Genomic DNA, 14,061 nt, shown 5'->3' with positions numbered 1-14,061 from the left:
TCATGGCTACCGAAGTCAAAGTCCCCACCTTGGGTGAATCCGTTACCGAAGCAACCGTCGGCCAGTGGCTCAAGAAGCCCGGCGATGCCGTGAAGGCCGACGAGCCCATCGTCAGCCTTGAAACCGACAAGGTCGCGGTCGACGTGCCCGCGCCGGCCGCCGGCACGCTGGGCGACATCGTCGCCAAGGAAGGCGATACGGTCGAGGTCGGCGCGCTGCTGGCCTATGTCAACGAGGGCGCGGCCGCTGCGGCAGCGCCTGCCGCTGCTCCGGCCCCCGCCGCCAAGGCGGAAGCCGCCACGCCTGCCCCGGCCGCTTCGGCCCCCGCCGATGAGGATGAGGGCGGCAACCTGACCCTGTCGCCCGCCGTGCGCCGTCTGGTGCTGGAGCATGGCCTTGATCCGAGCAAGATCAAGGGCACGGGCAAGGACGGTCGCCTGACCAAGGACGACGTCGTGGCCGCCGCCGCCGCCGGTACCGCCAAGGCCGCCGCTGCTGCGCCTGTCGCCGCGCCCGCCGCTGCTGCGCCTGCCGCTGGTCCCAGCCGCGCGCAGGAACGCGTCAAGATGACCCGCCTGCGCCAGACCGTCGCCAAGCGGCTCAAGGAAGCGCAGAACAACGCCGCGCTGCTGACCACCTATAACGACGTCGACATGACCAACGTCATCGAGGCGCGCGCCAAGTATAAGGACCTGTTCGAGAAGAAGCATGGCGTCCGCCTGGGCTTCATGGGCTTCTTCACCAAGGCCGTCTGCATGGCGCTGCGCGATATTCCGGGCGTCAACGCGCAGATCGAAGGCGACGAGATCGTCTATAACGACTTCGCCGACATCTCGGTCGCCGTGTCGGCGCCGAACGGGCTGGTCGTGCCGGTGATCCGCAATGCCGAGAGCCTGAGTGTGGCCGAGATCGAGAAGACGATCGGCAGCTTCGGCAAGAAGGCCAAGGAAGGCACGCTGACCATGGAGGACATGAAGGGCGGCACCTTCACCATCTCCAATGGCGGCGTGTTCGGTTCGCTGCTGTCGAGCCCGATCATCAACCCGCCGCAGTCGGCGGTGCTGGGCCTCCACCGCATCGAGGATCGTCCGGTCGTCCGCGACGGCCAGATCGTCATCCGCCCGATGATGTATCTGGCACTCAGCTATGACCATCGCCTGATCGACGGTCGCGAGGCAGTGACCTTCCTCGTCGCGGTGAAGAACGCGATCGAGGACCCGACCCGCCTGCTGATCGACCTGTAAAGATGCGACCAGTGCTCTTGCGGAAGCAGGAGTCCAGGGTGGAGACGCGCTACGCGAGCCGGCTATGTCTATCTTCTGGCCAACAGGCGCAACGGCACCCTATATCTGGGTGTCACCAGCGATCTGGCGGCCAGGGCATATCAACATCGCAAAGGCTTGATTGACGGTTTCACCAAGGACCATGATTGTAAGCTTTTGGTCTGGTTTGAGGCATATGACGATCTGCAGGAAGCGCGACATTGCGAACTGCGGATGAAGAAATGGAAACGCGCCTGGAAGATCGAGCTGATCGAACGCGATAATCCACAATGGCGGATTTGTTCGAAACGCTGTTCTGACGACGCCCTGGGCTCCCGCTTTCGCGGGAGCACGGCAATGGAGTGAGAAATGGCAGACTTCGATTATGATGTTCTGGTGATTGGCGCCGGTCCCGGCGGCTATGTCGCGGCGATCCGCGCGGCTCAGCTCGGCCTCAAGACCGCCTGCGCCGAAAGCCGCGAGACGCTGGGCGGCACCTGCCTCAATGTCGGCTGCATCCCGTCCAAGGCGCTGCTGCACGCTTCGGAACTGTATGAGGAAGCCGCCAATGGCGCGCTCGCCAAGCTGGGCGTGAAGATCGACAAGATGAGCCTCGATCTCGACACCATGCAGGGCCAGCGCAAGGAAGCGGTGAAGGGCCTGACCGGCGGCATCGAATATCTGTTCAAGAAGAACAAGGTCGACTGGTTGAAGGGCCTGGCGACCTTCACCGGCGCCAACACCGTTGAAGTCGCGGGCAAGACGGTGACGGCGAAGAACATCGTCATCGCCACCGGCTCGTCGGTCACGCCGCTTCCGGGCGTTGCGGTAGACAATGCGGGAGGCAGGATCGTCGATTCGACCGGCGCGCTGGAACTGGACAAGGTTCCCGGCCATCTGGTCGTCGTCGGCGGCGGCGTCATCGGGCTGGAACTGGGTTCGGTATGGCGTCGCGTCGGTGCGAAGGTCACGGTGGTCGAGTTCCTCGACCAGATCCTGCCGGGCATGGATGGCGAAGTCCGCAAGGAAGCGAACAAGATCTTCAAGAAGCAGGGCTTCGAATATAAGCTCGGCACCAAGGTCACGAGCGCGGAAGTCGGCAAGAAGGGCGTGACCCTGACCGTCGAGCCGGCCGCCGGCGGCGAGGCGGAGAAGATCGAGGCCGATGTGGTGCTGGTGTCGATCGGCCGTCGTCCGAACACGGAGGGGCTGGGTCTCGACAAGATCGGTCTGGAACTCAATGCCCGTGGCCAGATCGAGACCGATCATGACTTCGCGACCAAGGTTCCCGGCGTCTGGGCCATTGGCGATGTCATCCCCGGCCCGATGCTCGCGCACAAGGCCGAGGATGAAGGCATTGCCGTTGCCGAGAATATCGCGGGCCTGACCGGGATCGTGAACCATGACGTGATCCCGTCGGTGGTCTATACCAAGCCGGAGATCGCTGGCGTGGGCCTGACGGAAGAGGCCGCCAAGGAAAAGGGCGCGATCAAGGTCGGCAAATTCCCGATGCTGGCGAACAGCCGCGCCAAGACCAACCATGAGCCCGATGGCTTCGTGAAGATCATTGCCGATGCGGAAACCGACAAGGTGCTGGGCGTCTGGATCATCGCGACGGTTGCGGGCACGATGATCGCGCAGGCGGCGCAGGCGATGGAGTTCGGCGCTTCGAGCGAGGACATTGCCTATACCTGCCACGCGCATCCGACGCATAGCGAGGCGATCAAGGAAGCGGCCATGGCCGTGACGGGCAAGCCGATCCACATCTGATCGCGTCCCGCCCTTGGGAAAGAATAAGAAGGCCGTCCTTCGGGGCGGCCTTTTTCATGGCCTATTGACGATTGGAGCATTGCGTGGAGCTTGCCCCGATTGCGTTGAGGCATGCCCATTCTCGCGAAGGCAGGAATGCCGTTCCCAGGACGGAACTGGGTTCCTGCCTTCGCAGGAACATATGTCGACCTGCAGGGAGCGGAGCAAATTCTATCCGCTCCGGGCCCGGGACCTTGGACCGTCGGCGCGCTTGTCAGGCACGGCAAGCGCCCGCCGCACGCAAACCCGGTTGCGGCCATGCGTCTTCGCTTCATAGAGCGCCGCATCCGCCCGCGCGATGGCATCGTGGATCGCGGCATCGCCGGGCTGGACGGCCGACAATCCGAAACTGGCGGTAAGGGGCCGCGAAAGGCCAAGCTGGCGAGCGACCTCCTGCGCGATGCTCTCCCGAATGTCATTGGCGACCGTGGCTGCCCGGGCCGCGTCGGCATCGGGGAGGAACAATATGAATTCCTCCCCGCCGAAGCGCGCCGTGATGGCCTCGGCAGGCGCGAATTGCACCAATATCCGCGCCAGTGTGACGATCACGCGATCGCCCAGCGCATGGCCATGGGCATCGTTGATCGACTTGAAATGGTCGATGTCGCAGACGATCAGGCTGCCCTGCGTCGGCAGTTTCCGCGCCCTCTGGCCGATGGCATCGTCGAATCCCCGTCGGTTGAGCAGGCCGGAGAGGGGATCATGCAGCGCGTCGCGCTGATAGCGGGCGAGAAGGTCGAGCATGTTCGCCGCAAGCGCGGCCAGAGCCAGGAACAGGCCAAGGACGCAGGCAAGCGCCTGCATCAGGAAGGCATAGTCGCTGCTCAGGAAACTGCCCCCCGACAGGGTAAGGGGCACGGTGCTGCCGCGTATCAGATTGTCCACCGCGACCAGCGTCGCCGCGCCGAACAATGTGCGGTCCGACCAGTTGTCGAGGCGATCCCTGCCGGCGATCAGCGGCAGGCCGATCAGCAGGAAGCAGCCGAAATCGGACGCGGCCAGTTCGAAGGGCAGATTGTCCAGCATGAGGGAAACGGCGCACAGCATCACGGACAGCGCCCAGATCGCGATCCGCACCCGCAGCAGCCAGTTGGGCCGCCACCGTTCCAGCAAAGCCTGGCTGAACAGCAGGAAGCCGCTGGCGAACAGCAGGTCCGCCAGGAAGCCCCAGAGGGGCGTCGGCACAAGGGCGAATCCCGCCGGCACGGCAAAGCCGCCCGCGACGCAGAAGAAGGCGGCGCTCCAATATCCCGCGGCGCGCACCCGCAGGGTCCAGACAAAGGCGAAAACCACGCCGAAGCTCGCCATCATGACGGGCAGGAAGAAGGCGAAATTCTCTCCCACGCTGCGTGCCTGTTCCTTCTATCGGTCGAAAGTCATGCGCGAGCCGGCGCGTCGTCCGTGTCGGGAGACCGGTAAAAGCCGATCCTTAACAAATACTTCCGGATCGGATGAGATGTTCATCCAATTTGGATGAACATGCGATGAGCGGGTCAGAAGCGGGGACGACGCTTGTCGCGGAAGGCCTGCACGCCCTCCTGAAAGTCGGGCAGGGTGAAGGCGTCCCGGAACATGGCCAGCGTTTCCGCGTCGTCATCCGCCTGTCCATCCAGGATGCGGCGGACGATCGCCTTGGAAGAACGGATCGAATGCTGGGCATTGGCGGCCATGCGCCGAGCCAGTTCCACTGCTGCCTCCAGCGGGGCGGGGGCGATCTGGTCGATCAGGCCGATGGCGAGCGCATCCTCCGCATCATGGAGGGCGGCGGTGAACAGGATGCGCTTGGCCCGCGCCGGCCCCACCAGATCCACCAGCAGCCTGGTGTCGAACAGCGAATAGACGATCCCGAGCTTGGCCGGCGTGATGCCCAGCCGGGCGGAGGGGGAGGCGATCCGCAGGTCGCAGGCGATGGCCATGCCGCATCCGCCGCCGATCGCGTCCCCGTCTATGGCCGCGATCACCGGTTTTTCGGCATGGGCCAGGGCATATTGGGTGGCGCGGATCGCCGCCTGATTGGCGACGCGCCAATCCTCCTCGCCCGAATGACGCGCGAATTCGTGAATGTCCGCACCCGCGCAGAACAGGCCCGGTGAAGCCGATGTCAGGATCAGCACGCGGATCGCCTCGTCCGCCATCGCTTCCTGCACCAGTTGGGGCAATCGCTCCCACATCTCCTGATTCATGGCGTTGTGCTGCCGGGGGCGGTCGATCAGCAGCGTGGCGACCGCGCCGTCGCGTTCCAGGCGGAGGGTCATGCCGGCCAGCCTTCGAGCAGCGGCACCAGCTCGTCGAAATGGTGGATGACGGCGTCGGCCTCCAGCGCCTCGACCGGCCCGTCGAGAAAGCCGAAGCTGACGGCGATGCTGGGGATGCCCGCATTGCGCGCCCCGGCGATGTCGTTGATCGTGTCGCCCAGGAAGATCGTCCGCCCGCCGCCCGCGCGCTCGATCATGGCGTGGATCGGCGCCGGGTCGGGCTTTGCGATGCCGACCGTGTCGCCGCCGACGACGCTGGCGAAACGGTCCGACAGGCCGATCTGGTGCAGCAGGGGAATGGTGAAGCGCTCCGCCTTGTTGGTGCAGATGGCGAGCTTCACGCCCGCCTCCCCCAGCGCATCCATCGCCGCGATCAGGCCGGGATAGGGCAGCGAATGGATCGCCAGATTCTGCTCATAATAGTCCAGCAGGATCGGCAGCATCCTTTCCAGCATGGCGTCGTCATGGCCGCCCGAGGCGTCGAGCGCGCGCTGAAGCATCACCTTCGCCCCCTTGCCGACAAAGGGATGGATCGCCTCGACCGGAAAGGGCGGCCGTCCGTCGGTGGCGATGGCGTAGTTGACCGCCGCCGCCAGGTCGCCGCTGGTATCGAGCAGGGTGCCGTCAAGGTCGAAGCCGACAATGTCGAAGGGAATGGAAACCATGCCCGGCTCATGCCGCCTGGGTGGTGGCAAAGGCAAGTCAAACATGGCAGAGAGCGCTCAGATTCTTGGCCCTTTCGTGAAGGATGCCCCCGTGACCTCCAGCCGCTCCCCCGCTCGCCCCTTGGCCGTGATCATCCTTGCCGCCGGGCAGGGCACGCGCATGAAGTCGGCCAGACACAAGGTTCTGCACCCGATTGCGGGGCGGCCGATGCTGCTCCATCTGCTCGCCAGCGTGGCGGAGTTGCAGCCCGAGCGGCAGGTCGTGGTGGTCGGCGCTGGGCGCGAACAGGTGGAAAGGGCGGTGGAGGGCAGCGGCGCCGTCATCGCCGTGCAGGAACAGCAGCTGGGCACCGGCCATGCCGTGGCGCAGGCGCATGACGCGCTGGCCGGTTTCGCGGGCGACATATTGATCCTCTATGGCGACGTGCCGCTGGTGCGCGCCGAAACGCTGCGGAGCATGCTGGACCGCCTGAACTGGGGCGACGAGCCGCGCGCCGTGGTCCTGGGCTTCCGGCCGGAAGACGCCGCCGCTTACGGCCGGATCATCGCCCGCGATCAGGGCGTCATCGAGAAGATGGTCGAATATAAGGACGCCAATGCGGAGGAGCGGGCGGTGACGCTCTGCAATTCCGGGCTGATGGCGGTGCGCTCGACCGATCTGTTCGTGCTGCTCGACAAGATCGGCAACGACAATGCGGCGGGCGAATATTATCTGCCCGACATCGTCATGCTGCCCGGAGCGCAGAGCGCCGTCATCGAGGCGGAGGCCTGGGAAGTGGCGGGCGTCAACAGCCGCGCCGAACTGGCGGGGGTGGAGGCCGTCTGGCAGGACCGCCGCCGGGCAGAGGCGATGCGGGAGGGCGCGACGCTGATCGCGCCGGAAACGGTGTTCTTCGCGCATGACACGCTGCTGGGCCGCGATGTGGTGATCGAGCCGCATGTCGTCTTCGGTCCGGGCGTCAGCGTGGCGGACGACGCGACGATCCACGCCTTTTCCCATCTGGAGGGCGCGGCCGTCGGCAAGGGGGCGGAAATCGGCCCCTATGCCCGGCTGCGTCCCGGCGCGAAGATCGGCGTCAAGGCCAAGGTCGGCAATTTCGTCGAGGTGAAGAAGGCTGAACTGGGTGAGGGCGCCAAGGCCAATCACCTGTCCTATATCGGGGACGCCAGCGTGGGCGCGGGCGCGAATATCGGCGCGGGCACCATCACCTGCAATTATGACGGCTTCTTCAAATATCGGACGGAAATCGGCGTGGGCGCCTTCATCGGCTCCAACAGCGCGCTGGTCGCGCCGGTGAAGATAGGCGACGGCGCGATCGTGGCGGCCGGCAGCGTCGTGACCCAGCCGGTGGAGGCCGACGCGTTATGCCTCGTCCGGCCGAAGCAGGAGGCGAAGCCCGGCTGGGCGGCCCGCTTCCGGGCGCGGATGCAGGCGCGCAAAGCCGCCAAGTGACGGGTCTTCTGCGAAGGCGGCGCTGGCTTGCGGCGCTGCTGCTCATCCTTCTGGCCGTGCCGGGTGGGGCGGTCTGGCTCTATGCCAATGCACGGGCCATGCCGGTCGTGCGGCGGCTGGACGTTGCGCTGCCCTTTCCGGCGGATGCGCCGCGCCGCCCGGTGACGGTGGCGCTGCTGACCGACAGCCATTTGTCCGGTCCCGATAACAGTCCGGAGCGGATGGCGCGGATCGTCGCTCTGGTGAACGGCCTCAGGCCCGAGCTGATCGTGCTGGGCGGCGACTATATCGGGGACGACAAGGGCGGTGCGACCTATGATCCGGCGCAGAGCATCGCCCCCTTCGCCGCCTTGCACGCCCCGCTGGGGGTGGTGGCGGTGCTGGGCAATCACGATGCGCGCAAGCATACGGGGATCAGCCGCCGGCAATGGGGCGATCTGTTCGGCCGGATCGGCATCCGCCTGCTCGACAATCAGGCGGTGCGGCGGGGACCGCTGGCCATTGGCGGACTGCGCGACATCTATACCGGGCGGCCCGATATTCCCGGGACGCTGGCGGCCATGCAGGCGCTGGGCGGCGCGCCGCTGATGCTGTCGCACGGGCCGGACGCCTTTCCGCTGCTGCCTGACCGGGCGATGCTGACGCTGGTCGGGCATACCCATTGCGGGCAGGTGGCCTTGCCCTTTGCGGGCATCGTCTATGTGCCCTCGCGCTATGGCACCCGCTATGCCTGCGGGGTGTATCGGGAAGGGCGGCGGACCATGGTGGTGTCCGCGGGGCTCGGCACCAGCGGCCTGCCGATCCGGATGCTGGCGCCCCCCGATGTCTGGCTGATTACAATTCATCCACGATGATGCGGTACCCCTGTCGCCCGCCGCATGATCGTGGCATAGGCGGCGTAAGCATAGAGTTTTCACGGCTTTGGGACTGACTATCCATGTGCGGTATCATCGGAATCATCGGCAAGGACGACGTGGCGGGACGGCTGGTGGAAGGCCTCAAGCGCCTGGAATATCGCGGCTATGACAGCGCGGGCGTCGCCACCGTCCATGACGGGCGGATCGACCGCCGCCGGGCCGAGGGCAAGCTCGCCAATCTGGTGAAGGAACTGGACGCTGCGCCCCTGCCGGGGACCACCGGCATCGCCCATACCCGCTGGGCCACCCATGGCGCGCCGACGACCAGCAACGCCCATCCCCACGCCACGAAGGAAGTGGCGCTCGTCCACAACGGCATCATCGAGAATTTCAAGCCGCTGCGCGAGGAGCTGATGGCGCGGGGCCGGACCTTCGACAGCCAGACCGACACGGAGGTCGTCGCCCATCTGGTGAGCGAACTGGTGGAGCAGGGCGCGTCGCCCCGCGATGCCGTGGCGCAGGTTTTGCCGCGCCTGCATGGCGCCTTCGCGCTCGCCATCCTGTTCCGCAGCCATCCGGAAATCCTCATTGGCGCGCGCCTGGGTTCGCCGCTGGTGGTGGGCTATGGAGACGGCGAGACCTATCTCGGCTCCGATGCTTTGGCACTGGCGCCGCTGACCCAGCGCATCGCCTATCTGGAGGAAGGCGACTGGGTCGTCATCACCCGCGACGGCGCGGAGATTTTCGACAGGGACAACAACCCCGTCGAGCGCCCCGTCACCATTAGCGGCGTGACCGGCGAGCTGATCTCCAAGGGCAATCACCGCCACTATATGCTCAAGGAAATCTATGAGCAGCCGGTGGTCGTGGCCCAGACCCTGCGTTCCTATCTGCGCCGGATGGAGGATCAGGTATCGCTGCCGATCCCCGATTTCGACCTGGGGACCATCCGCCGCGTCACCATCGTCGCCTGCGGCACCAGCTATTATGCGGGCATGGTCGCCAAATATTGGTTCGAGCAGTTCGCCCGCGTGCCTGTCGACATCGATGTGGCGAGCGAGTTCCGCTACCGCGCCCCGGTGATGGAGGAGGGCGGCCTGATGATCGTCATCAGCCAGTCGGGCGAGACCGCCGACACGCTCGCCGCGCTCCGCCATGCGCGGGCCGAAGGGCAGAAGATCGCCGCCGTCGTCAACGTGCCGACCAGCACCATGGCGCGGGAGGCGGACCTGCTGCTGCCCACCAATGCCGGGCCGGAGATCGGCGTCGCCTCGACCAAGGCCTTTACCTGCCAGTTGGCGGTGCTGGCGGCGTTCGCGGCCAATCTCGCCCGCGCCAAGGGGCGGCTGGACGCGAAGGCGGAGAAGGAACTGGTCCGCCACCTGTCCGAAGCGCCCGCCGCGCTGAACGGGGCGCTGGCCTATGATGAATCGATAGAGGCGATGGCGCATCTGATCGCGGGAGCCCGCGACGTGCTCTATCTGGGGCGTGGGCCGGACTATCCGCTGGCGCTGGAAGGGGCGCTGAAGCTCAAGGAAATCAGCTATATCCATGCCGAGGGCTATGCCGCGGGCGAGATGAAGCATGGTCCCATCGCCTTGATCGACGACAAGGTGCCGGTGATCGTGCTGGCGCCCAGCGGGCCGCTGTTCGAAAAGACCGTCAGCAACATGCAGGAAGTGCAGGCGCGCGGCGGCAAGGTGGTGCTGATCTCCGACTATGACGGGGTGCAGGCGGCGGGCGAGGGCTGCATGGCGACCATCACCATGCCCAAGGTGCATCCGCTGATCGCGCCGATGGTCTATGCCGTGCCGGTGCAATTGCTGGCCTATCATGTCGCCGTCGCCAAGGGCACGGACGTCGACCAGCCAAGGAATCTCGCCAAGTCCGTCACTGTCGAGTGATAGATGGCTGGCGAGTGATTCACTGGCGAGTGAAGCGGTAGCGGTCCCGGATGCGGCGGTTGAAATAGCCGCCCTTGGACGTTGCGGCGCGCATGCCTTCTGCGACGTCCACCGGGACATCATGATAGCTGTAGCGCCGCCCGCCGACGAACTGCACGTCCAGCCGGCGCTGGGCGGCGTCATAGTCGAAGCGGGCGATGGCGGTCGACGGCATGCGGATGACAATGATCCGCGACGGGGGAGGTTGCGTGTCGGAGGGCGCCAGCCGTTGCCGGCCGAACCGGGCCGCTCTATCCTCTCGGGAATGATCGAGACGGAAAGACTGCGCCTTCGCCCCTACACGCTCGCTGACTTCGCGCCTTATTGCGCCATGTGGTCGGACATGGACCTGATGCGGCATATCGGCGGCGTAGCTCCTTCGCCGGAAGACGCCTGGAACCGCATCCTGCGTTATGAGGGGCACTGGTCCCTTCTGGGCTACGGCATTTTCGCGGTGATCGAAAAGGCCAGCGGCCGCTATGTCGGAGAGACCGGGCTGGCGGATTTCCATCGGGGCCTTGGCGATGATTTCGACAAGGCGGGGGAAGCGGCCTGGATTTTCTCATCCGAGGTACATGGCCGCGGCTACGCGTTCGAGGCTGCCCGCGCCGCGCACGACTGGTATGCGCGGCGCAAGGGTGCCGGCCGAACCGTCTGCCTCATCGATCCCGCCAACGAACCATCGCTCAGGCTTGCGGCCAGGCTTGGCTATGCGCCGTTCAGGGAGGCGGTCTACAAGGGGCGGACGGCGGTCATGCTCGAAAAATCGTCCGCATAGAGGCAACCCGGCGGAGAAGCTCAGCCGCCACCCGGCGCGTTATGGCCGCCCGCCGGCACCGGCCCGCCGCTCGGCGCATGGCTGTGGTCGGGATTGCTGTCCCAGTCGATATGATAGAGGTCGAACCGCCGGTCGCGCAGGTTGCGGACCGTACCCTCCGCCCGCGCCCAGCTCAGGTCCGCCAGGTTCACGTCGGCCATGGTCAGCGTCTCGACATTCTCCGTCGATTCCGCCGCGATCCCGTCCCGCGCGAAGGGCAGGTCGCAGGGCGTCAGGATCGCGCTCTGGGCATATTGGATGTCCATATTGTCGACATTGGGCAGGTTGCCGACATTGCCCGACATGACGACATAGCATTGGTTCTCGATGGCGCGCGCCTGCGCGCAATAGCGCACGCGCATATAACCCAGCCGCGAGTCGGTGCAGAAGGGGACGAAGATGATCCGCGCGCCCTGGTCCACCAGTCGCCGCGCCAGTTCCGGAAATTCGCTGTCATAGCAGATGAGCACGCCGATCGGCCCGCAGTCGGTCTGGATCACGTCCAGCGAGTCCCCGCCCTTGATGTTCCACCAGAAGGCTTCGTTGGGCGTCGGGTGGATCTTCTCCTGCGTGTGCAGCGAACCGTCGCGCAGGGCGACATAGGCGATATTCTGGATGTCGCCATCCTCGGCCCGCGTCGGATGGGAGCCGCCGATGATGTTGATATTATATTCCAGCGCCATCCGCTCCAGTTCGCGGGTCAGGCGCGGGGTGTAGCCGGTCAGCCTGTCGATGGCCTCAATGGGGGAGAGCTTCTTGGTTTCGTAGGAGAGCAGCGGCAGGGTGAACAGTTCGGGAAAAACGATGAAGTCGGAACGGTAGTCGGCGGCGACATCGACGAAATATTCGATATTGCGGATGAACTCTTCGAAGTCCTTCACCGCGCGGGCCTGCAACTGACAGGTGGCTAGGCGGACGCTTTCCACGCCGCGCGGCACCCGCATTTCGGGCGCTTCGTCGGGGTCGACATAGGGGTTGCGCCACACCAGATGAGCGGCGTGTCCGTCGGACTGCCTGTCTTCGGGCAGGTAGTTTTCCAGCACGCCCAGCGGCTCGAACTGGTTCTTGAGCTGGAAGCTGATCACCTGATCGCGCAGCTTGCCGTGCACGACCTTGTCCAGATAATCCGCCGGGCCATCGACGCGCCGCTTCGCACGCGCATAGCCCGGCATGCGCCCGGCGATGACGATGCCGTGCAGGTCCAGTTCCTCGGCCAGCTCCTTGCGCTCGTCATAGAGGCGCTGGCCGATGCGCAGGCCGCGCAGCTTCGGGTCGACGGCCATTTCATAGCCGTAGAGCCACTCGCCCGCCGCGCTGTGCCGGGTGCCGAAGCCGTTTGCGGTGATCTCCTCCCAGTCATGATGGGAAAAGGCCATCGCCTTGCTGACCCGCATGGTCGCGCAATAGCCGACGACCTTATTGTCGTAGAGCGCGACGAAGCAGCCATTGGGAAAATTGTTGATCTGCCCGCGCAGGGTGGCGAGCGAATAATTGGGCATGCCGGGATAGACCCGGGCGATCAGTCGCTGGATGCCGCGTACATCGGAAGGAACGGCGGCCCGGACCTCCAGGCGTTTCTTGGCTGTCGTCGTCATCGCTGATCTCCTGCCATGGAAAAGGCGGCGCCGATACACGGCGCCGCCTCGTTCCGTTTCCGTATTGAACCGCGGAAGGGCGGATCAGTTCCGTCCGATTATTGCCACTTGCCCATGGCTTCTTCCAGGTTCACGCGGATCGCCTCGAAGAACTGCTCGGTGGTCATCCACGCCTGTTCCGGACCGATCAGCAGGGCGAGATCCTTGGTCATCGCGCCGCCCTCTACCGTTTCGATGCAGACCTTTTCCAGCGTTTCCGCGAACTTGGTGACTTCCGGCGTTTCGTCGAACTTGCCGCGATAGGAAAGGCCCTGGGTCCAGGCGAAGATCGAGGCGATCGGATTGGTCGAGGTCGCCTTGCCCTGTTGATGCTGGCGATAGTGGCGGGTGACGGTGCCATGCGCGGCTTCGGCCTCGACGGTCTTGCCGTCGGGCGAGAGCAGCACGGAGGTCATGAGACCCAGCGAGCCGAACCCCTGCGCCACGGTGTCCGACTGGACGTCGCCATCGTAATTCTTGCAGGCCCAGACGAACTTGCCGCTCCACTTGAGGGCGGAGGCGACCATGTCGTCGATCAGGCGATGTTCGTAGACGGCGCCCACCTTCTTGAACTCGTCGGCGAATTCATTGTCGAACACTTCCTGGAACAGGTCCTTGAAGCGGCCGTCATAGGCCTTGAGGATGGTGTTCTTGGTCGAGAGGTACAGCGGCCAGCCGCGGCCGAGCGCATAGTTCATGCTGGCGCGGGCGAAATCGCGGATCGAGTCGTCCAGATTGTACATGCCCATGGCGACGCCGGAGCTGGGGAAGTTGAAGACGTCCTTCTCGATCTTCTCGCCATTGGCGCCGTCCCACACCATGCGCAGCTTGCCGGGGCCGGGGACGAGGAAGTCGGTGGCGCGATACTGGTCGCCGAAGGCGTGGCGGCCGATGACGATGGGGTCGGTCCAGCCGGGGACCAGGCGCGGCACGTTGCGGATGACGATGGGTTCACGGAACACCACGCCGCCCAGGATGTTGCGGATGGTGCCGTTGGGCGACTTCCACATTTCCTTCAGGCCGAATTCCTCGACGCGGGCTTCGTCCGGGGTGATGGTGGCGCACTTCACGCCGACGCCATGTTCCTTGATCGCGTTGGCGGAATCGATGGTGATCTGGTCGTTGGTCTCGTCGCGCTTCTCGACGCCCAGATCGTAATATTTAAGATCGATGTCGAGATAGGGGAGAATCAGGCGCTCACGGATCCACTGCCATATGATCCGCGTCATTTCATCGCCATCGATCTCCACGACGGGGTTTTTCACCTTGATCTTAGCCATAGCGCCTGTTCGCCTTCTCGTTCGGGTGGAATTTGCGACCGCCCTAGGCAAAGCGACGGCAATGTTCAACCGTCCAATGCCCTTTG

Annotated in this window: 13 protein-coding genes; 7 read left to right on the top strand and 6 right to left on the bottom strand. The window is 65.1% G+C overall.

What is annotated here, in order from left to right; genetic code table 11:
- Nucleotides 1-2: 2 nt before the first annotated feature.
- The 3 genes from odhB to lpdA all read left to right on the top strand — a co-directional run bounded on the left by odhB (nucleotide 3) and on the right by lpdA (nucleotide 3,032).
- Nucleotides 3-1,244: a 2-oxoglutarate dehydrogenase complex dihydrolipoyllysine-residue succinyltransferase gene (gene odhB / locus A0J57_RS19830; protein WP_061938956.1), complete on the top strand. Its 1,242-nt coding sequence runs from the start codon at nucleotides 3-5 to the stop codon at nucleotides 1,242-1,244.
- A gap of 75 nt (nucleotides 1,245-1,319) precedes the next feature.
- Entirely contained in the window at nucleotides 1,320-1,628 is a 309-nt protein-coding gene (locus tag A0J57_RS19825) for a GIY-YIG nuclease family protein (protein ID WP_099186335.1), read from the top strand.
- 3 nt (nucleotides 1,629-1,631) lie between these two features.
- Nucleotides 1,632-3,032, top strand: coding sequence for a dihydrolipoyl dehydrogenase (lpdA, locus tag A0J57_RS19820; RefSeq protein WP_048576156.1), 1,401 nt, complete (start codon nucleotides 1,632-1,634; stop codon nucleotides 3,030-3,032).
- A 210-nt stretch (nucleotides 3,033-3,242) separates the two neighbouring features.
- Here lpdA and A0J57_RS19815 read toward each other — a convergent pair whose 3' ends face one another.
- The 3 genes from A0J57_RS19815 to A0J57_RS19805 all read right to left on the bottom strand — a co-directional run bounded on the left by A0J57_RS19815 (nucleotide 3,243) and on the right by A0J57_RS19805 (nucleotide 5,991).
- Nucleotides 3,243-4,415 carry a diguanylate cyclase gene (locus A0J57_RS19815; RefSeq protein ID WP_061938954.1) on the bottom strand — a complete coding sequence of 391 codons (1,173 nt, stop codon included), beginning with the start codon at nucleotides 4,413-4,415 and terminating at the stop codon, nucleotides 3,243-3,245.
- A gap of 149 nt (nucleotides 4,416-4,564) precedes the next feature.
- Entirely contained in the window at nucleotides 4,565-5,326 is a 762-nt protein-coding gene (locus A0J57_RS19810) for an enoyl-CoA hydratase/isomerase family protein (RefSeq protein ID WP_061938953.1), read from the bottom strand.
- On the bottom strand, nucleotides 5,323-5,991 hold the full coding sequence (locus tag A0J57_RS19805) for an HAD family hydrolase (protein WP_173664372.1): 669 nt from the start codon (nucleotides 5,989-5,991) through the stop codon (nucleotides 5,323-5,325). The genes A0J57_RS19810 and A0J57_RS19805 overlap by 4 nt, the downstream gene beginning before the upstream one ends.
- 160 nt (nucleotides 5,992-6,151) lie before the next feature.
- On the opposite strand from A0J57_RS19805, the gene glmU reads away from it, so the two are divergent.
- The 3 genes from glmU to glmS all read left to right on the top strand — a co-directional run bounded on the left by glmU (nucleotide 6,152) and on the right by glmS (nucleotide 10,205).
- The gene (gene glmU, locus A0J57_RS19800; protein ID WP_229742502.1) at nucleotides 6,152-7,444 is read left to right on the top strand and encodes a bifunctional UDP-N-acetylglucosamine diphosphorylase/glucosamine-1-phosphate N-acetyltransferase GlmU; all 1,293 of its coding nucleotides are present in this window, start codon (nucleotides 6,152-6,154) and stop codon (nucleotides 7,442-7,444) included.
- The gene (locus A0J57_RS19795; RefSeq protein WP_061938978.1) at nucleotides 7,441-8,298 is read left to right on the top strand and encodes a metallophosphoesterase; all 858 of its coding nucleotides are present in this window, start codon (nucleotides 7,441-7,443) and stop codon (nucleotides 8,296-8,298) included. Before glmU ends, A0J57_RS19795 begins: the two co-directional genes overlap by 4 nt.
- 83 nt (nucleotides 8,299-8,381) lie before the next feature.
- Complete coding sequence (gene glmS / locus A0J57_RS19790; protein WP_061938949.1) at nucleotides 8,382-10,205, top strand: glutamine--fructose-6-phosphate transaminase (isomerizing); 1,824 nt, start codon at nucleotides 8,382-8,384, stop codon at nucleotides 10,203-10,205.
- 19 nt (nucleotides 10,206-10,224) lie between these two features.
- On the opposite strand, the gene A0J57_RS19785 is transcribed toward glmS, so the two are convergent.
- Nucleotides 10,225-10,419 carry a KTSC domain-containing protein gene (locus tag A0J57_RS19785; RefSeq protein ID WP_048576152.1) on the bottom strand — a complete coding sequence of 65 codons (195 nt, stop codon included), beginning with the start codon at nucleotides 10,417-10,419 and terminating at the stop codon, nucleotides 10,225-10,227.
- Nucleotides 10,420-10,473: 54 nt separating this feature from the next.
- Here A0J57_RS19785 and A0J57_RS19780 point away from each other — a divergent pair, with 54 nt between their 5' ends.
- Nucleotides 10,474-11,022 (top strand): GNAT family N-acetyltransferase, encoded by a 549-nt coding sequence (locus A0J57_RS19780; RefSeq protein WP_235600918.1) that lies wholly within the window; start codon nucleotides 10,474-10,476, stop codon nucleotides 11,020-11,022.
- A gap of 20 nt (nucleotides 11,023-11,042) precedes the next feature.
- Here the strand turns inward: A0J57_RS19780 and A0J57_RS19775 are convergent, their stop codons facing one another.
- Together A0J57_RS19775 and A0J57_RS19770 are read right to left on the bottom strand one after the other, a co-directional pair.
- Nucleotides 11,043-12,656, bottom strand: a complete 1,614-nt coding sequence (locus tag A0J57_RS19775) for a bifunctional GNAT family N-acetyltransferase/carbon-nitrogen hydrolase family protein (protein WP_061938945.1) — start codon at nucleotides 12,654-12,656, stop codon at nucleotides 11,043-11,045.
- Between the two features lie 98 nt (nucleotides 12,657-12,754).
- Nucleotides 12,755-13,975 carry an NADP-dependent isocitrate dehydrogenase gene (locus A0J57_RS19770; protein WP_025547848.1) on the bottom strand — a complete coding sequence of 407 codons (1,221 nt, stop codon included), beginning with the start codon at nucleotides 13,973-13,975 and terminating at the stop codon, nucleotides 12,755-12,757.
- Nucleotides 13,976-14,061: the final 86 nt, after the last annotated feature.

The organism is Sphingobium sp. 22B, from assembly GCF_001580035.1.
GTDB classification, from domain to species: domain Bacteria; phylum Pseudomonadota; class Alphaproteobacteria; order Sphingomonadales; family Sphingomonadaceae; genus Sphingobium; species Sphingobium fuliginis.
The sequence above is the reverse complement of the archived record's forward strand: the minus strand, read 5'-3'. Positions and strand labels throughout refer to the sequence as shown.